The organism is Roseibium sp. MMSF_3412 (genome assembly GCF_030733265.1).
Classification (GTDB): Bacteria; Pseudomonadota; Alphaproteobacteria; order Rhizobiales; family Stappiaceae; genus Roseibium.
This window is the reverse complement of sequence record NZ_JASHJI010000003.1, coordinates 125,287-139,580: the sequence shown is the minus strand read 5'-3', so window position 1 is coordinate 139,580 and position 14,294 is coordinate 125,287. Positions and strand designations below refer to the sequence as shown.

Annotated in this window: 14 protein-coding genes; 7 read left to right on the top strand and 7 right to left on the bottom strand. The window is 60.4% G+C overall.

Annotation, left to right across the window (positions count from 1 at the left end; translation table 11 throughout):
* Nucleotides 1-149: 149 nt before the first annotated feature.
* Nucleotides 150-404, bottom strand: coding sequence for a BolA family transcriptional regulator (locus RBB49_RS06840; RefSeq protein WP_306141968.1), 255 nt, complete (start codon nucleotides 402-404; stop codon nucleotides 150-152).
* Nucleotides 405-585: 181 nt separating this feature from the next.
* Between RBB49_RS06840 and RBB49_RS06835 the strand changes: the two genes are divergently transcribed.
* The 4 genes from RBB49_RS06835 to RBB49_RS06820 all read left to right on the top strand — a co-directional run bounded on the left by RBB49_RS06835 (nucleotide 586) and on the right by RBB49_RS06820 (nucleotide 5,196).
* The gene (locus RBB49_RS06835; protein ID WP_306141967.1) at nucleotides 586-1,176 is read left to right on the top strand and encodes a DnaJ domain-containing protein; all 591 of its coding nucleotides are present in this window, start codon (nucleotides 586-588) and stop codon (nucleotides 1,174-1,176) included.
* Nucleotides 1,177-1,242: 66 nt separating this feature from the next.
* A complete protein-coding gene (gene cobS, locus RBB49_RS06830; RefSeq protein WP_306141966.1) occupies nucleotides 1,243-2,229 on the top strand; it encodes a cobaltochelatase subunit CobS in 987 nt (328 codons plus the stop codon).
* A gap of 7 nt (nucleotides 2,230-2,236) precedes the next feature.
* A complete protein-coding gene (gene cobT, locus RBB49_RS06825; RefSeq protein ID WP_306141965.1) occupies nucleotides 2,237-4,141 on the top strand; it encodes a cobaltochelatase subunit CobT in 1,905 nt (634 codons plus the stop codon).
* 26 nt (nucleotides 4,142-4,167) lie between these two features.
* Nucleotides 4,168-5,196, top strand: a complete 1,029-nt coding sequence (locus RBB49_RS06820; RefSeq protein ID WP_306141964.1) for an esterase-like activity of phytase family protein — start codon at nucleotides 4,168-4,170, stop codon at nucleotides 5,194-5,196.
* A 53-nt stretch (nucleotides 5,197-5,249) separates the two neighbouring features.
* Here the strand turns inward: RBB49_RS06820 and RBB49_RS06815 are convergent, their stop codons facing one another.
* The 3 genes from RBB49_RS06815 to rpmB all read right to left on the bottom strand — a co-directional run bounded on the left by RBB49_RS06815 (nucleotide 5,250) and on the right by rpmB (nucleotide 6,734).
* Entirely contained in the window at nucleotides 5,250-5,642 is a 393-nt protein-coding gene (locus RBB49_RS06815) for a GFA family protein (protein ID WP_306141963.1), read from the bottom strand.
* A gap of 83 nt (nucleotides 5,643-5,725) precedes the next feature.
* Nucleotides 5,726-6,412: a queuosine precursor transporter gene (locus RBB49_RS06810; protein ID WP_306141962.1), complete on the bottom strand. Its 687-nt coding sequence runs from the start codon at nucleotides 6,410-6,412 to the stop codon at nucleotides 5,726-5,728.
* Nucleotides 6,413-6,437: 25 nt separating this feature from the next.
* Nucleotides 6,438-6,734, bottom strand: a complete 297-nt coding sequence (gene rpmB, locus RBB49_RS06805) for a 50S ribosomal protein L28 (RefSeq protein WP_306141961.1) — start codon at nucleotides 6,732-6,734, stop codon at nucleotides 6,438-6,440.
* A gap of 343 nt (nucleotides 6,735-7,077) precedes the next feature.
* On the opposite strand from rpmB, the gene RBB49_RS06800 reads away from it, so the two are divergent.
* From RBB49_RS06800 to RBB49_RS06790, 3 genes are all read left to right on the top strand, one after another.
* On the top strand, nucleotides 7,078-7,911 hold the full coding sequence (locus RBB49_RS06800; RefSeq protein WP_306141960.1) for a DUF3108 domain-containing protein: 834 nt from the start codon (nucleotides 7,078-7,080) through the stop codon (nucleotides 7,909-7,911).
* Nucleotides 7,912-8,083: 172 nt separating this feature from the next.
* Nucleotides 8,084-9,043 carry an acetyl-CoA carboxylase carboxyltransferase subunit alpha gene (locus RBB49_RS06795; protein WP_306141959.1) on the top strand — a complete coding sequence of 320 codons (960 nt, stop codon included), beginning with the start codon at nucleotides 8,084-8,086 and terminating at the stop codon, nucleotides 9,041-9,043.
* 310 nt (nucleotides 9,044-9,353) lie between these two features.
* On the top strand, nucleotides 9,354-10,616 hold the full coding sequence (locus RBB49_RS06790) for a murein L,D-transpeptidase family protein (protein WP_306141958.1): 1,263 nt from the start codon (nucleotides 9,354-9,356) through the stop codon (nucleotides 10,614-10,616).
* 58 nt (nucleotides 10,617-10,674) lie between these two features.
* Here the strand turns inward: RBB49_RS06790 and iaaH are convergent, their stop codons facing one another.
* The 3 genes from iaaH to RBB49_RS06775 all read right to left on the bottom strand — a co-directional run bounded on the left by iaaH (nucleotide 10,675) and on the right by RBB49_RS06775 (nucleotide 14,134).
* On the bottom strand, nucleotides 10,675-12,150 hold the full coding sequence (gene iaaH / locus RBB49_RS06785) for an indoleacetamide hydrolase (RefSeq protein ID WP_306141957.1): 1,476 nt from the start codon (nucleotides 12,148-12,150) through the stop codon (nucleotides 10,675-10,677).
* 83 nt (nucleotides 12,151-12,233) lie between these two features.
* The gene (locus tag RBB49_RS06780) at nucleotides 12,234-13,007 is read right to left on the bottom strand and encodes a helix-turn-helix transcriptional regulator (RefSeq protein WP_306141956.1); all 774 of its coding nucleotides are present in this window, start codon (nucleotides 13,005-13,007) and stop codon (nucleotides 12,234-12,236) included.
* A 74-nt stretch (nucleotides 13,008-13,081) separates the two neighbouring features.
* Entirely contained in the window at nucleotides 13,082-14,134 is a 1,053-nt protein-coding gene (locus RBB49_RS06775; protein WP_306141955.1) for a MaoC family dehydratase, read from the bottom strand.
* Nucleotides 14,135-14,294: the final 160 nt, after the last annotated feature.

Below are 14,294 nucleotides of genomic sequence, written 5' to 3'. Positions count from 1 at the left end.
ATGAACGTCACCTGAACGACTTTGTGGCTCAAACGGCGCTGACACATCTATATGCTCACCCTCTATATAGCACATTTGTGCCGAAATTTGAAGATGAGGCTAAAATTATTGCCCCGTGGGCTTTGAACGCCTGTGGCGCAGGCGGCGGGTCACCCGACCTCAATCGCAAGCGCGTGGACACCGTTTTCGAACTCGTCGGACAATGCCTCGTTGATCGCCCTGTGCTGGGCAACACGGTTCATGCCCTCAAAGGACTTCGCGGTGATTTGAACACGGAAATGGGTTTCGCCACCCTCGCGCCAGCCACCGTGGCCCCGGTGCTGCTCGGATTCGTCGATCACGTTGAGGGATTCCGGCGCAAAGGCCTGGGTCAGTTTGGCGGTGATCGTGTCTTTGGTGCTCATATCGCTCAACGTGTGGTCAGAGTTTCAAATGTCAAGTCTTTGCTGGTCCTGCGAGGCCTGATACAGTTGCGGGCTGTCCTGTTCCGGCCAGAACAAAGCGCCGGAAATTAACTTTGGACACCGGGGAAATGCAATGCCCGACGGGTTGCCCGCCAATAGATAGAGTTCGATATTCGACCGCATGAAACTTGACTCAAAACTTTTCGACAGCATCCGCGTGAAGCCGGACAAGGAGCGCGCGGCGGAAGACACGCATCCTGTGTGCGATCATCCCGGCTGCAATCGGCCCGGCATGCACAGGGCACCGAAAGGGCGTGACCGGGAAGGGGAATATTTCAATTTCTGTGTCGATCACGTCAGAGAGTACAACAAGTCCTATAACTACTTCGTCGGCATGGGCGACGAGGACGTTCGCTCCTTCCAGAAAGACAGCCTCACCGGCCACCGCCCGACCTGGAAAATGGGGGTGAACAAGCAGGCTGCCGACGGTCCTGACGGCTACGATCCGCGCTCGCAAATGCGCGGCCGCGCCCGCCAGCGCGCCGAACAGGTGCGACAACCTCGCCAAAGAAAGCTACTAACGCTTGAAAAACGGTCCCTGGATGTGCTCAATCTGCCGTACACAGCCCGTGGCGCGGAAATAAAAGCGCGCTATAAGGAGCTTGTAAAATTGAATCATCCGGACGCAAATGGCGGCGACCGATCTTCCGAAGACCGACTGAGGGAGATCATTCAGGCCTACAACGTCCTGAAAAAGGCTGGTTTCCTTTGAGCCGGTAGCTCCCTGCCGGCTTTTCCCAATTGATCCTTCCCGGTGATCCGGGACTTCGGAGGACTGATGACTGAGACGACGACTGCGGCTATGGCAACGCCGGACACCGAGGTTTCTGTTGAAGAGGTGTTCGGATTCAAATCCAGCCTCAAGGTGCCTGCATTCTCCACGCCGTCAGAACATGTGCCGGAGCGTGATGACGACTACCTGTTCGACCGTGCGACCACTCTTGCGATCCTGGCAGGATTCGCGCACAACCGCCGTGTCATGGTCACCGGCTATCACGGCACGGGCAAGTCGACTCATATCGAACAGGTCGCAGCGCGCCTGAACTGGCCGTGTATCCGCGTCAACCTGGACAGCCACATCTCGCGTATCGACCTTGTCGGCAAGGACGCGATCGTCATCAAGGAAGGCCAGCAGGTCACCGAATTCAAGGACGGCATCCTGCCCTGGGCCTATCAGCACAATGTCGCGCTTGTGTTCGATGAATATGACGCCGGCCGGCCGGATGTGATGTTCGTGATCCAGCGCATTCTGGAGTCGTCGGGCCGCCTGACCTTGCTTGACCAGAGCCGCGTTATCCGGCCTCATGCCGCCTTCCGGCTGTTTGCAACGGCAAACACGGTGGGTCTCGGCGATACGTCCGGGCTTTATCACGGCACGCAGCAGATCAACCAGGCCCAGATGGACCGCTGGTCGATCGTCACGACACTGAACTACCTGCCGCACGACAATGAGGTCGATATCGTCCTGTCGAAGGCCAAGAACTTCCAGAACGAGGAAGGCCGCAACACGGTTTCCAAGATGGTGCGTCTGGCCGACATGACCCGGAATGCGTTCATCAATGGCGACCTGTCGACCGTCATGAGCCCGCGTACGGTGATCACATGGGCCGAAAACGCGGAAATCTTCGGCGATGTCGGATTTGCCTTCCGCCTGACCTTCCTCAACAAATGCGATGACATGGAACAGTCGCTCGTCGCGGAATTCTATCAGCGCTGCTTTGGCGAAGACCTGCCGGAATCGTCCGTCAACGTTGTGATGAGCTGAGGATCCGATGGCACCGCGTCCGGGGCACAATACCCTTCCAGGCAACAAGCCTGCACCGTCGACCGAGCCGTTCAAGCAGTCGGTCAGCGGCACGATGCGCGCGATTGCGGGCGAGGCGGAACTGGAAGTGCTGTTTTCCGGAGACAGGCCCGGCCTCAGCGGCATGACAGCCCGCCTGCCGGAGCCGTCGCGCAAGGTCAACGCGCACGATATCGCGGTCACGCGCGGATTGTCGGATTCCATGGCACTGCGCATTGCCTGTCACGACAAGGCGGTGCACTCCAAGAACCTGCCGCAAGGCTCGGAGGCGAGGGCCATCTTCGAGGCAGTGGAACAGGCGCGTTGCGAAGCCGTGGGTGCACGGCGGATGCAGGGCGTTGCCGAAAATCTCGCCGTCATGCTGGACGACCGGTTCAGAAAGTCGGGTGCGCCGGATATTGCAAGCCGCGATGAAGCACCGCTTCAGGATGCCCTTTCCCTGATCGTGCGTGAACGCCTGACCGGTGAACAGCCGCCGGAAAGCGCCAAGAACCTGGTCGACATGTGGCGCGGCTGGGTGGAGGAGAAAGCCGGGTCCGAACTCGATCTGCTGCAGTCGGAAGTGGAAGACCAGAACTCCTTCGCATCGCGTTTCCGCGATGTTCTGAAGTCGCTCGACATGGGCGATGATCTCGGCGATCAGGATCAGGATACCGATCCTGAAGAGAACGAGGACCAGGGCAACAACGACGAAACCGAAACCGGCGAAGACGAGAACGACACCGGCGAGCAGGAAGCCTCGCCGCAGGAAATGGAACTGTCCGGCGAAGAACAGGACGCAGGCGATACAGAAGCCGCGGACATGGACATGGAAGACTTCGCCGAAGAGGACATGGCGCAGGATTCCGAAGAGCCCGGGGAAAGCGACCGCCAGGACACGCCCTTTTCCAACCGGCCCGAGACCGATTACCGCGTCTTCACGAACCAGTTTGACGAGACCGTCACCGCCGAAGAACTGTGCGATACGGCCGAACTCGACCGTCTGCGCGGGTTTCTCGACAAGCAGCTGACGCATCTGCAAGGCGCGGTCGCTCGGCTGGCCAACCGTCTGCAGCGCAAACTCATGGCGCAGCAGAACCGGGCCTGGGACTTCGATCTCGAGGAAGGCCTGCTCGATACCGCAAGGCTGACGCGCGCGGTCACCGATCCGATGTCACCACTTGCCTTCAAGCAGGAACGGGATACCAATTTCCGCGATACCGTCGTGACCCTGCTTCTTGACAATTCCGGCTCGATGCGCGGCCGGCCGATAACGGTTGCAGCAACCTGCGCGGATATTCTTGCACGAACGTTGGAGCGGTGCGGCGTCAAGGTCGAGATCCTCGGCTTCACCACGAAGGCATGGAAGGGCGGCCAGTCGCGCGAAAGCTGGATCGGCGCGGGCAAACCGCCGACACCGGGCCGACTCAATGATCTGCGGCACATCATCTACAAATCCGCCGATGCGCCCTGGCGGCGTGCGCGGCGCAATCTCGGCTTGATGATGCGCGAAGGGCTGCTGAAAGAGAACATCGACGGCGAGGCACTTCTGTGGGCGCACGAGCGCTTGCTCGGACGGCCCGAGCAGCGCCGGATCCTGATGATGATTTCGGATGGCGCTCCTGTTGACGACACCACCTTGTCGGTCAATCCGGGCAACTACCTGGAGCGCCACCTCAGATACGTGATCGAGGAAATCGAAACCCGGTCGCCCGTGGAACTGATTGCCATCGGCATCGGTCACGATGTTACCCGCTACTACCGCCGGGCCGTGACCATCGTGGATGCGGAGGAACTGGCCGGTGCAATGACCGATCAGCTGGCGGACCTCTTCGATGACGAGGTCCAGCAGGCGCAGCAGGGCAGCGGCAGACGGCGCGGCGGCCGCCGTTAGGGACCGGATCAGGGGGACAGAGGCATTTGAGGCGGTTCGGTTCCAGTTTCGCAGGCGCTGTTTTTCTGGTCCTGACCGCCTTCATCCTCGATGCGCCTGCTGTGCGGGCGCAGGAGATCCTGAGCGAAGGCCTGCCGGTCAAGGCGCGCACGCGCGCAATCGAAACCTTTCATATCGGGCACGATGACCCGGTATTCGGTAAGCTTACGTTTCTGGGCGGGCTTGAACTTCTTGCCTCCGACAGGAAGGTCGGGGGCCTGTCCGGACTTGTTTCCCTCGATGGCGGCAACACCTTTCTCGCGGTCACGGATAACGGCCACTGGGTGCGCGCGACCGTCGAACAGGAGAGTGACGGCACCCCGCTCGATATCAAGGATGTCCGTTTTGCACCTCTTCTGGGAAAAAACGGGAAAACACTGCGCGCCCGCTGGGGGCATGATACCGAAGCCCTGACGCTTGCCCCGTCCGGACTATACGTGACAGCTGAATACAGAAACGCGATCTATCACTATCCCTGGCCGCTCGCGACGGGCAAGGAGCGCATGATCGGTCAGCTCGGGCTACCGGGTGACATCACGTCTCTGCCGCGCAATGCCGGTCTTGAAGCCCTGGCCGCGGGCCCGGATGGAAGTTCGCTGGCCGGCAGGCTGGTCGCCGTCGCTGAATCCAGCAAAAGCGATGCGCATGATCTGTCAGGCTTCATCATCGGACCTGACGGCACCGAACGGTTTTCCATCGAACGCCAGGACCGGTTCGACGCGACCGATGCCGCCTTTCTGCCCGGTGGCGACTTTCTGCTCATGGAGCGCCGGTTCAACCTGCGCGACCTGATCGGTCTGAGGCTGCGCCGGTTCGAGGCCGGTTCAATCCAGGCAGGCGCGAAGCTGACGGGAGAGGTGATCCTGGAAGCCGGTTTCGAGCATCAGATCGACAATATGGAAGCCCTGGCCGTTCACCAGAATGCGGCCGGTGAAACCATCCTGTCGCTGCTGTCTGACGACAACCGGTCCATGCTGCAGCGGACTGTTTTTCTGCGATTCCGGCTGGACGAATGAGGTTCCGGTCTTCAGGCCGAATTTCGAGATGCTCCAGCCTGGGCGGGAATGCGCTAGTCCTCGCTTCGGCGGTCTGAGGTCCGGTCGCAGGCATAGCGCGCCTTCAGTGGAAATTCCGGCAACCAATTTTCCCTGCGCTTGGTCCACAATTCATAGGTCGGCATGAACTGATCCGTGCCGTCAAGCGAACCGAGATTGATTTCGATTTCGTCGGATGTACGCGAGAAGATGGACGATCCGCAATGAGGGCAGAAGTGGCGACCCTGATAGCTGCCTGTTTCGCCTTCAATACTGACCGCGCTCTCGGGAAACACGGCGGATGCATGAAAAAGGGCGCCATGCTGTTTACGGCAGTCCAGACAGTGACAAAGGCCGACGCGATAGGGATGACCGTGCGCGACAAACCGGACTTTACCGCACAGGCAACCGCCAGACATCACTTCCATGGTTGCACTCCGTTATGCGACATCGGGTCAGTCGTAAATCTAACGCCAAACGGAGAATTGGCTTCTGGACCGGTAAGTCTGATCTATGCCGCAGATCCGTTGGGCGTGGGCTGAAACACATTCAAGATAATGCGATATGGTGCCAACAGGGCCACGGCCACGAGCATCTTTACCAGAAAATCACCGGCAGCAAGCGAAACCCAGAGGGAAGTCTCCAGGTCTCCGCCAATGCCCAGGAACGGCACGGGGAAGGCCAGTGAGCCGTCTTCCATGCCAAACAGCGCATCAATGAAGGCGAAGCTGGCCGCAAACGCGATGCCGAAGAAGAGGATCGTGTCAATCATCGATCCGATCAGCGAGGACGTGACCGGCGCTTTCCACCATGTCAGCTTGCGCAGCTTGTCGAAAATGGTGACGTCCAGGAGCTGGGCGACCAGAAAAGCGGTTCCCGACGCGATCAGGATACGCGGTGTTGTGAAGGTTTCGTTGAACGCCCAGAAGATCATCGGGACGACAATGGCGAGAAGAAAACCGGAAATGACGACCCTGCGCGCGGCCGCGGGACCGAAGCGGCGGTTGGTCAGGTCGGTGACGAGGAACGCGACCGGATAGGTGAACGCACCCCAGGTCAGCGTGTCAGCCAGATTGACGCCGCCGACAACATGCTCGACCGGAAACTGAACCAGATAATTGGAGGCCGCAACAACAAGCGCCATCGCGAGGATCGCGATGGCGTGGTGTCCCGCGGAGAAGCTCCGGGTGTCCGTCATTTCATTTTACCCCGAAAGGGTTGGATCAGGCAGCCGCCGCTTCGGCCTGCTTGCGCTTGATGCTGACCTTGATCTTGCGGGCCGCATCGGACAGCTGGCTGTCGGAAGCTTTCAGAAGGTACGCATCCAGGCCGCCGCGGTGCTCGACCGAGCGCAGGGCGTGGGCGCTGACACGCAGCTTGAAGGTTTCGCCAAGCGTGTCGCTCAGGAGGGACACGTTGCACAGGTTCGGCAGGAACCGGCGGCGGGATTTGTTGTTTGCGTGCGAGACGTTATTGCCCGTCATCACATCTTTGCCGGAGAGTTCGCAACGGCGTGCCATGATATCACCTTTTGTTTTCGTGGCTGGGCCGTTACATGGAACCCAGCAAGTCCAAACCGGAACCGGCGCGGACCTTAGGTCCGGCGACATCGTCTCCGGCATTTCTCGGAAAAAGTTGCCCCGCTATAATGGCAGCGCGCTTGAACGTCAAGACATGTCCTGCCCGAGGAGCCGATTCTGTGGTTTTATTCGCACAGGTGCACCGCGTTAACCACTGAGTTACCATAATTTAGAATGATTGATGCGGTTCCCAGGACGATTTTCATGCTAGTGTTGACCGTACGGAACATATTGGCACGGGGCGCGGATCGTTGCCGAAGGGGCAGCGCGGAGGTTTGTTGAAGTGTTTGGTCTGTCGTCACTCGGACGCCTCGTCGTCCTCCCATTGATGGCCGGCGCGCTGCTGGTTTCGCCTGCCCAGGCGAAAAAGAACAGCGTCGGCGGTGTTTATGCAATCTCGCTCGCAGGCTTCAAGATCGGGCGCGGAACGCTGTCGCTCGTGATGCAGGGCAATGCCTATTCGGCCAAGGTCACGGTTGCGCCCGCCGGCATCGGAACCCTGTTCTCGACCGGAAAGGGCGGAGCGGAAGCCTCGGGCTGGCTGGTGGGTTCGAAGGTGGTGCCGTCGAAGTACCGGATGGCGTCGCATGCGGCCAATCTCGATTTCTACGTCAATCTGAACCAGGGCTCGCGCAATATCCGGTCGATGGAAGTTGCGCCCCAGTTCAAGCCGAACAAGGAACGGATCAAGATCACCAACCGCCACAAGCGGAATGCGATCGATCCGCTCAGTGCCGCCCTGATGCCGGTGAAGCGGTCGAAGGACAGTTTCGGACCGAAGGCCTGTTCCCGCAAACTTCCGATTTTTGACGGATGGACCCGGTTTGACATCAAGCTGAGCTATGAAGGCACCAAGGAAGTGTCCGGCCGGGGCTACAAGGGCACCGTTGTTGTCTGCAAGGCAAGATGGGTGCCTGTCGCCGGACACCGTCCGTCTAAGGAGTCGGTGAAATACATGGCCAAGGCGAACATGGAGGTCTGGATTGCTCCCATGGGACGGGACAATGTCCTCATTCCGTATCGCATTGCCATCGACACCAGGAACGGGCGGTTGCTCGTGGAGGCCACCAAGCTGACGATCGATGGCGCCGGCAGCGATCAGGCCGCGCGGCGTTAGCTTCTCTGACCACATTTGCCACTCTCGACCGGGGCCGAGACTTGCGCCCCCTTGCGTCTCTTGATACAGCGCTCCACATTACGCCAACGGGGCGCGCAAGCACCTTACAGTCAGTTTTCCGGACCGGCCTGTCATATGCCGGCCTGCCGGGTTGTTTCGGGTAAACAAGTACATGCACAGCTATCTGGAGTTCGAAAAACCCGTCGCGGATATTGAAGGCAAGATCCAGGAGCTGCGGGCCATCGCAGCCGAGGATGGCGAAGCGGTCAATGTCGATGGCGAGATCGAGCGGCTCAACGCAAAATCCGCCCAGACGCTCCAGGACCTTTATTCCAAGCTCACCCCCTGGCAGAAGACGCTGGTTGCCCGGCATCCGGACCGTCCTCATGCGGTCGACTACGTGTCAGGTCTGGTCGAGGACTTCACGCCGCTCGCCGGCGACCGTAAATTTGCCGAAGACCATGCCCTGCTGGCCGGGATCGGCCGTTTCCGCGGCCAGTCGGTCGCCGTTCTCGCGCAGGAAAAGGGGCACGACACCGACACGCGCCTGAAGCACAATTTCGGAATGGTTCGGCCTGAAGGATATCGCAAGGCCGTGCGCATCATGGAACTTGCCGAACGCTTCGACATTCCGCTGATCAGTTTCGTCGACACGTCCGGTGCCTATCCGGGACGGGGCGCCGAAGAACGCGGCCAGTCGGAAGCCATTGCGCGCTCGACCGATGTCGGCCTCGGACTTGGTGTGCCCTCCATTGCCGTCGTGATCGGCGAAGGCGGTTCCGGCGGTGCGATCGCGATTGCCACGGCAAACAAGGTGCTGATGATGGAGCACGCGATCTATTCCGTCATTTCGCCGGAAGGGGCCGCGTCAATCCTCTGGCGCGACAGCGCCAAGGCGCAGGACGCGGCGACTGCGCTCAAGATCACCGCGCAGGACCTGAAACAGCTCGGTGTCATCGACGACATAATCGTCGAACCGGTCGGAGGCGCGCACCGGGCACGCGAGATCGTCATTGACAGTGCCGGGAAATCCATCGAGGCAGCCCTGGAAGAGCTGGCGGGTCTCACCCCCGAAGAAATCCGCAAGCAAAGACGCGACAAATTCATCGCGATCGGGCGCACCCTGACTTAGGGGTAATCACGTCGCTTCACGAGAAAGTCAGCAAGAGAATCGGCTCTGCGATTGAAAAAGCAGGCATTTTTGCCATTGTGTGGCCAGATTCTGCCTGCATTCAGGCACAGTTAGGGCATTTGAAGGGTCGATTGCCTCAGTTTTTGTTCGTATCACCGGAATTTGCTTCGCAGGGGCAGGTGGGTTTCAGTAACTTATCGTCAACTAACATTCCCTAGCCTTTGCGCGGGGGCGAGACGCAGGAAACCAGAAACGTAACTGCCGGATTTGAGATCCGCGTTTCCGGTTCCACTCAGTTCGGGATAGTAACATGGTCTTTGGGCGCCGATTGAAAACGCCAGCCGCGCTGCAGAAGAGGGTCACCGGGAACGGTGCCGGAAAGGCGGCAAGGCTCGGATCGCTGGTGATTGCCGCCGGTGTCCTGGCAGCCTGTCAGGCCGACGAGTTCGGCGCCGGGCCGAAGCACCTGCGTCCCGTAAGCGATTCCATCAAGCGCAAGATGACCGATCTCAACATGAGCTCGACATCGCCGATCATGATCCGCATCTTCAAGGAAGAATCCGAGCTTGAAGTCTGGAAGCAGACGCGGACCGGCAAATACAAGAAGCTGGAAGAATTCGAGATCTGCAAGTGGTCCGGCAAGCTGGGCCCGAAGTTCAAGGAAGGCGACCGGCAGGCGCCAGAGGGGTTCTATGAAATCACCCCCGCGCTGATGAACCCGAATTCAAGCTATCACCTGGCGTTCAATCTCGGATACCCGAACAAGTATGACCGCGCCCATGGCCGCACCGGCTCGCATCTGATGGTGCATGGCGCCTGCTCCTCGCGCGGCTGCTATGCCATGACGGACGAACAGGTCGAGGACATCTACGCTCTTGCGCGCGAGAGCTTCAAGGGTGGACAGAAGTCTTTCCAGGTGCAGGCATTTCCGTTCCGCATGACGCCGGAGAACATGGCGCGTCACCGTGACAACGAGCACCTTGATTACTGGAACATGCTCAAGACCGGGTATGATCATTTCGAAGTGACCCAGACGCCGCCGAAAGTCTCGGTCTGCGAAAAGAAATACGTCTTTGATGCCACGACACTGGTCGAGGGCGTGCCGTTCCGCGCCAGCGCCAAGTGTCCGGAATACCAGGTGCATCCGAGCATCTCGTCAGCGGTTGCGTCCAAGCAGAGCAAGGACGACGAAAAGTTCCAGCAACTTGCGGCCCGTTTCGATGCCCGCGAGGAACGCCAGCAACGCCGGGATGAACGCAACAAGCGTATTGCCGAAGTCTTTGGCAATGCTGGCGACGAGACCGAAATCACGACAGCGAAGATCCCGCCCGCCGACGAGCCGGCTTCTGAGGCCGCTGCAAGTGCCGTGGCAGCTGCAAGCGCACCGGCCGATGCACAGGGCGAGACTGAGGGAACAGCCGTTGAAACGGCGTTCGCCCCGCAGGAACAATCCCGCGGCGGTGTGGCGGGACGCTTCCTGAAGCGCTGGGTTCCCTTCGGGTCAAAACCGACCGAGGCCGAGGCCGGTGTCGGGCCGATCACGACGAACATTGTTCCGGGTGCCAAACCCTGACCTGAACGGTCAGGGTTTGTGAGTTCCACTGATATCTACGCACATCAGACCGCGGGGCCTATTCGGGTGCCTGGATGTTCGGTAATGCCGCTTCAATCGCCAGGCCGAGTGCCAGCAGATGCCGGTCACTGAAAGCCGGGCCGTCGAGTTCGAGGCCGACCGGCACTCCGTCAGCTGTCAGACCGATTGGCAATGACAGGCCCGGAATGCCCGCGATCGAGCCCGGGTCCGTGTTGCGGATGAATGTCTGGAACGTCGGCACATCTTCCCCGTTCAGCGAGACCGTCATGTCCGATCCTGCAATCGGCTGGGCGGCAAGCGGCGTTGTCGGAAAGACGAGCGCATCCAGCCTGTTTGCGGCGAAGACCTCGGCATAACCCGACTGTACCAAGGGCCTGAGATCGGTCAAGGCGGCCGCGTAGACCTCATCCGGGATAGCCTGGTCGCCGAGCACGAGGTTTTCGAACACGAATTTGACGTCCGGGCTTGCCACTTCAGCTGCGACATCTTCCAGCGTGAGCCCGCTGCCGCTCGCGTCCAGGAATGCGGCAAGGTCGCGCCTGACCTCCCAGAGCGCAATCGGGAACCCGGCCTTGGCCGCAAGGTCCAACTCACCGCTGATATCGACGTCAATCAGGGTGACGCCGGCCTGTTCCAGCGTGCCGAGCGCTTCCCTGAACAGCCGCTCCGTTTCAGGCGAAAGACTTTCGGTCAGGACCGACGGAACGCCGAGGCGCACGGTATTCAGATCGGCGGGTGCAACACTCTCCCCGGTGCCCGTGATGACCGTATCGAAAAGGATGAGATCGGCCACTGACCTTGCAATCGGTCCTGCCGTGTCACGCGTTGCCGAAATCGGGATGATACCGCCCGCCGGATACCGACCGATTGTCGGACGCAGGCCGGATACGCCGTTAAGGGCGGCGGGAATGCGCACGGAGCCGCCGGTGTCGGTGCCAAGGCCTGCCGGTGCCAGGCGTGCGCCGACGGCGGCGCCGGTTCCGCCACTGGACCCGCCGGCGAAACGACCGGGATCATAAGCATTGGCAACCGCGCCGAAGGCGGCATTGTTTGACGTGATGCCAAAGGCAAGTTCATGCAGGTTGGTCTTGCCGATCAGGATGGCGCCCGCGTCTCGCAGTCTCGCAAGGACGGGGGCGTCTTCGGCCGGGATCCAGCCTTTCAGGGCCGGTGTGCCGCCTGTCGTGGGCAGTCCCTGGGAGGCGATGTTGTCCTTCACGACAATCGGCACGCCATGCAGCGGTCCGAGTTCGTCCCCGGCGGCAACACGTTCGTCGGCAGTGGCGGCCGCCGCCGCTGCGCCCTCGCTGTCGAAGCTGATATAGACATTGCCCGGATCATCTCCGGTCTTTGCAATCAGCGCGTCAACCAGTTCGGTTGCGGTCAGTTTCCCGTCCGCAATGGCTTTTGCCGCCTCCGAGGCGGTTAAATCGGTAATGTCCTGGGCGGTTGCAGCGGGCGCGGCAATCAGCGCGGCTGCTGTCAAAAGGCCCGATAGGATATGCCTGGTCATAGGTGTTCCCTTCTTTTGGAAGAAAACACAGCAAATGCCGGATCGTTGGCGAGCGCATCCTCCAAAATGAGGAGGCCTGCCGGTTATTGCAGGGCGTGAGACCCGTTCAGGCTGGCCAGAAGCGCCGCACGGCTTCCGGTACACGATTTTTGATAGATTGACTTCAGGTGGGACCGGACCGTCGTTGCCGAGACCCCGAGATCTGCCGCTATCTCTCGGTCCCGTTTGCCCTCGCTGAGCAATGCAAGCACGTCTTTTTCTCGCGCCGTCAGGCCGTGTTTTTCGGCCCAGGCCAGGAAGCGCCGCTGCGGATCAGCTTCGCGCAGCCGGGTTTCTTCACGGCGCAGATTGGTAAGGGCGTTGCCGAATGCCGTGCCGATGGCATCGAGCAGATCCAGATCTCTCTGCTCAAATGTCTCGCGGCCCCGTCCGCGCCAGATGCGCAGGTCGCCGAGATGGTTCACGCCGGAATAGGCGTGATAATTCATTCCATGCCGCAGGCCGTCGCGCGCCAGGAAGTCGTTGAAGAACTCGGTGCGCAGAAAGTCCTCGCGGGAAATAACCTGATCCAGATGGGTGGCACGGCGGCACATGCGGAAGCGCGGTGTGATCGGATCGCAATACTGGAAATGGGTCTCATAGGCGGCGAGGTTGTTTTCGTCCATGTTGAGGAATACGCCGCCGGTGTCTCCCGCGTCCCTTTCCCAGATGTAGGACGCGAAATGGTCAGCCTGAAAGAGATCGAGCAGGCGTTCGCCCAGTTGCAGCCGCAGCTCGCGCGCCTCCCGGATCGCGACCATGTCCTGCATGATGGCGAATACCAGGTTCGTTTCCCTCGCCGAGAGCGTCGTCAGCATGACCGGCCTCCTTCACCCTCATGGTAACCGGGAACGCGGGTCCCGTCACCTTCCGGCAACTCGCCGGTCAAAAGCTATTTCGGAATCAGCGCCCAGTAGTCGAAGTCGAGGATCACGTCGTCCAGATATTTGCCGTCTTCAGACTTCAGCGGGAAATCCTGGCACGGGCGGTTCTTGGTGGCCACGAGACGCAGGCGAAGCGCGCCGATGTCCTGGCGCCCGTCGATCTCGGACGCATCGAGAACCTCCGACCAGGCATAGACCGTGTCGCCGGAAAACAATGGTGCTACGTGGCGGCCGCCGTTGATGCCGGCAATGTGGAAGGCATTGCCGAGGCCGTTGAAGGAAAGCGCGCGGGCCAGCGAAATCACGTGTCCGCCATAGATCAGGCGCTTCCCGAACCGGCCTTTTGATTCCGTATGCTGGTTGAAATGCACCTTCGCCGTGTTCTGGTAAAGGCGGGTGGCCATCTGGTGTTCGGCTTCCTCGACCGTCATGCCGTCGACATGATCGATCTTTTCGCCGATGGCGTAGTCGCCGAAACGGAACTCCGATCCGGAAAGGGCATTGTCCCAATTCGCAGTGTCAAGCAGTGGCGCAGCCGTGCCGAGGGCGTGCGGGTCGATGGCGGCCGGAAGGTCGGGGACAACCGGCTCCGGTGCGGGAGAACCCGGGTCGCGCTTGTTGACCATCACCCAGCGCACATAGTCCAGGACTTCGGTCCCGGTGGCCGTGTAGCCGGTCGAGCGGACATAGACGACACCCGTCTTGCCGTTGGAATTTTCCTTCTTGCCGATCACTTCGGAGACAGTCGAGAGGGTGTCGCCGGGATAGACCGGTGCCAGGAAGCGGCCACCGGCATAACCGAGATTGGCGACGGCATTCAGCGAGATGTCCGGAACCGTCTTGCCGAAGACGATGTGGAAGGTCAGGAGATCGTCCAGCGGTGCATGAGCATAGCCGAGCGCACGGGCGAAGGCGTCGGAAGACTGAACAGCGAAGCGCGAGCCGTAGAGCGCGGTATAAAGCGCCTGATCGCCCGAGGTCACGGTGCGCGGCGTCGCATGACGGATCACCTGGCCGACCTCGAAGTCCTCGAAAAAATTGCCGCGATTGGTCTTGCTCAACGGTCCCTCCCAGATCCGGTTTGTTGCGCGCGATTAGAGCCTATTGCAGTGCACACAGGCAAGTCAGACATTGGGGGTAGGGGGTAAATCGCAGGGCCTCCGGAAAGGAATGTGCCGCCTATCCTTCGAGACGGCGCTGCGCGCTTCCTCAGGATGAGGC

What these genes read in the sequence shown, in the direction of transcription:
- iaaH (WP_306141957.1), bottom strand. Translation starts at nt 12,150, where the DNA reads ATGACCAGGCATATCCTATCGGGCCTTTTGACAGCAGCCGCGCTGATT.
- RBB49_RS06780 (WP_306141956.1), bottom strand. Translation starts at nt 13,007, where the DNA reads ATGCTGACGACGCTCTCGGCGAGGGAAACGAACCTGGTATTCGCCATC.
- RBB49_RS06840 (WP_306141968.1), bottom strand. Translation starts at nt 404, where the DNA reads ATGAGCACCAAAGACACGATCACCGCCAAACTGACCCAGGCCTTTGCG.
- RBB49_RS06795 (WP_306141959.1), top strand. Translation starts at nt 8,084, where the DNA reads ATGCACAGCTATCTGGAGTTCGAAAAACCCGTCGCGGATATTGAAGGC.
- rpmB (WP_306141961.1), bottom strand. Translation starts at nt 6,734, where the DNA reads ATGGCACGCCGTTGCGAACTCTCCGGCAAAGATGTGATGACGGGCAAT.
- cobT (WP_306141965.1), top strand. Translation starts at nt 2,237, where the DNA reads ATGGCACCGCGTCCGGGGCACAATACCCTTCCAGGCAACAAGCCTGCA.
- RBB49_RS06810 (WP_306141962.1), bottom strand. Translation starts at nt 6,412, where the DNA reads ATGACGGACACCCGGAGCTTCTCCGCGGGACACCACGCCATCGCGATC.
- RBB49_RS06835 (WP_306141967.1), top strand. Translation starts at nt 586, where the DNA reads ATGAAACTTGACTCAAAACTTTTCGACAGCATCCGCGTGAAGCCGGAC.
- cobS (WP_306141966.1), top strand. Translation starts at nt 1,243, where the DNA reads ATGACTGAGACGACGACTGCGGCTATGGCAACGCCGGACACCGAGGTT.
- RBB49_RS06815 (WP_306141963.1), bottom strand. Translation starts at nt 5,642, where the DNA reads ATGGAAGTGATGTCTGGCGGTTGCCTGTGCGGTAAAGTCCGGTTTGTC.
- RBB49_RS06790 (WP_306141958.1), top strand. Translation starts at nt 9,354, where the DNA reads ATGGTCTTTGGGCGCCGATTGAAAACGCCAGCCGCGCTGCAGAAGAGG.